Origin of the sequence: Micromonospora chaiyaphumensis (assembly GCF_900091435.1) — a bacterium.
GTDB classification, from domain to species: Bacteria; Actinomycetota; Actinomycetes; order Mycobacteriales; family Micromonosporaceae; genus Micromonospora; species Micromonospora chaiyaphumensis.
This window is the reverse complement of record NZ_FMCS01000022.1, coordinates 1-1560: the sequence shown is the minus strand read 5'-3', so window position 1 is coordinate 1560 and position 1560 is coordinate 1. Positions and strand designations below refer to the sequence as shown.

1 rRNA gene is annotated in these 1560 nt (G+C 56.5%); it reads left to right on the top strand.

What is annotated here, in order from left to right:
• Positions 1-1513, top strand: a 23S ribosomal RNA gene (locus GA0070214_RS31265); the annotation flags it as partial.
• Between the last annotated feature and the right edge of the window lie 47 nt (positions 1514-1560).

Below are 1560 nucleotides of genomic sequence, written 5' to 3'. Positions count from 1 at the left end.
GAGCGTGGGAACCTGGCGGGTAGTAGTCAAGCGATGGGGTGACGCAGGAAGGTAGCTGAGCCCGGCCGGTGGTTGTGCCGGGGTAAGCGTGTAGGCCGTGCTGTAGGCAAATCCGCAGCACATGTAGGCTGAGACGTGATGCCGAGCCGATTCAGGTGAAGTCAGTGATCCTATGCTGCCGAGAAAAGCCTCTAGCGAGTTCTTAGCGGCCCGTACCCCAAACCGACACAGGTGGTCAGGTAGAGAATACCGAGGCGATCGGGCGAACTGTGGTTAAGGAACTCGGCAAATTGCCCCCGTAACTTAGGGAGAAGGGGGGCCGGAGACGTGAAGCCCCGCGCGGGTGGAGCGTTGTATGGCCGCAGAGAGCAGGGGGAAGCGACTGTTTACTAAAAACACAGGTCCATGCGAAGAAGTAATTCGATGTATATGGACTGACGCCTGCCCGGTGCTGGAACGTTAAGGGGACCTGTTAGCTCTTCGGGGCGAAGCGGAGAACTTAAGCGCCAGTAAACGGCGGTGGTAACTATAACCATCCTAAGGTAGCGAAATTCCTTGTCGGGTAAGTTCCGACCTGCACGAATGGCGTAACGACTTCCCCACTGTCTCAACCACAGGCCCGGCGAAATTGCACTACGAGTAAAGATGCTCGTTACGCGCGGCAGGACGGAAAGACCCCGGGACCTTTACTATAGCTTGACATTGGTACTTGAGTTAGCTTGTGTAGGATAGGTGGGAGCCGGTGAAGCTCATACGCCAGTATGGGTGGAGGCAATCTTGAAATACCACTCTGGTTGATTTGGGTATCTAACTTCGGACCGTTATCCGGTTCAGGGACAGTGTCTGGTGGGTAGTTTAACTGGGGCGGTTGCCTCCTAAAGGGTAACGGAGGCGCCCAAAGGTTCCCTCAGCCTGGTTGGCAATCAGGTGTTGAGTGCAAGTGCACAAGGGAGCTTGACTGTGAGACTGACAGGTCGAGCAGGGACGAAAGTCGGGACTAGTGATCCGGCACTGGCATGTGGAAGCGGTGTCGCTCAACGGATAAAAGGTACCCCGGGGATAACAGGCTGATCTTCCCCAAGAGTCCATATCGACGGGATGGTTTGGCACCTCGATGTCGGCTCGTCGCATCCTGGGGCTGTAGCAGGTCCCAAGGGTTGGGCTGTTCGCCCATTAAAGCGGTACGCGAGCTGGGTTTAGAACGTCGTGAGACAGTTCGGTCCCTATCCGCCGTGCGCGTAGGATACTTGAGAAGGGCTGTCCCTAGTACGAGAGGACCGGGACGGACGAACCTCTGGTGTGCCAGTTGTCCCGCCAGGGGCACGGCTGGTTAGCTACGTTCGGAAGGGATAACCGCTGAAAGCATCTAAGCGGGAAGCTCGCTTCAAGATGAGGTATCCCACCCACTTTGTGGGGTAAGGCCCCCAGCTAGACGACTGGGTTGATAGGCCGGAAATGTAAGCCCGGTAACGGGTTCAGTTGACCGGTACTAATAGGCCGAGGACTTGACTACCAAGCTGCTACGCGTCCACTGTGCAACTCTGAACAAGCGAACACCCC